The organism is Algoriphagus aurantiacus (assembly GCF_035156405.1).
GTDB lineage: Bacteria > Bacteroidota > Bacteroidia > Cytophagales > Cyclobacteriaceae > Algoriphagus > Algoriphagus aurantiacus.
The window spans coordinates 1-567 of record NZ_JAXRUT010000086.1 but is presented as its reverse complement, the minus strand read 5'-3'; the positions used below and the strand labels follow the sequence as shown (position 1 = coordinate 567).

At 46.7% G+C, this 567-nt stretch carries 1 protein-coding gene; it reads left to right on the top strand.

Annotated elements, in window-relative coordinates; genetic code table 11:
- On the top strand, positions 1-567 hold a 567-nt coding region (locus tag SYJ56_RS25845; RefSeq protein ID WP_323839298.1), incomplete at both ends, for an IS110 family transposase.

Below are 567 nucleotides of genomic sequence, written 5' to 3'. Positions count from 1 at the left end.
GGACAAGATCCCAAAAAAGATGTTGGTGAATTTGGTGTTTATTCCCAGGATCATGAACTGATGATCGTTTATTTGAAAGATCATGGAATCACCACGGTGGCCATGGAAAGTACCGGAAGTTATTGGCAGTCCCTGTTCCTTGCCTTACAGAAGGCCGGTTTCGAGGTGTTGTTGGTATCCGGGCACCAAACCAAAAATGTGCGGGCAAAAACCGATGTTAAAGACTGTATTTGGATACAAAAACTTCACAGTTTGGGACTTTTGCGTGGCTGTTTTCTCCCTGATAATGAATCGGCCAGACTCCGGACCTTGCAGCGTCACCGAAGCAGTCTGATAGAAGAATCCTCTAAAATGGTCAATAAGATCCAAAAAGCGATGAGGATGATGAACCTGAGACTCGATGTAGTCATCAGTGATGTCACCGGCAAAACGGGAACAGCCATCATCCGTGCCATCATCGATGGGGAAAGGGATGGGCAAGTACTTTCTAAGCTGGCCGATCCGCGGATAAAAAAGTCCCGGGAAGAGGTTGCATTGGCCTTGAAGGGAAATTGGGATGAAGAACTG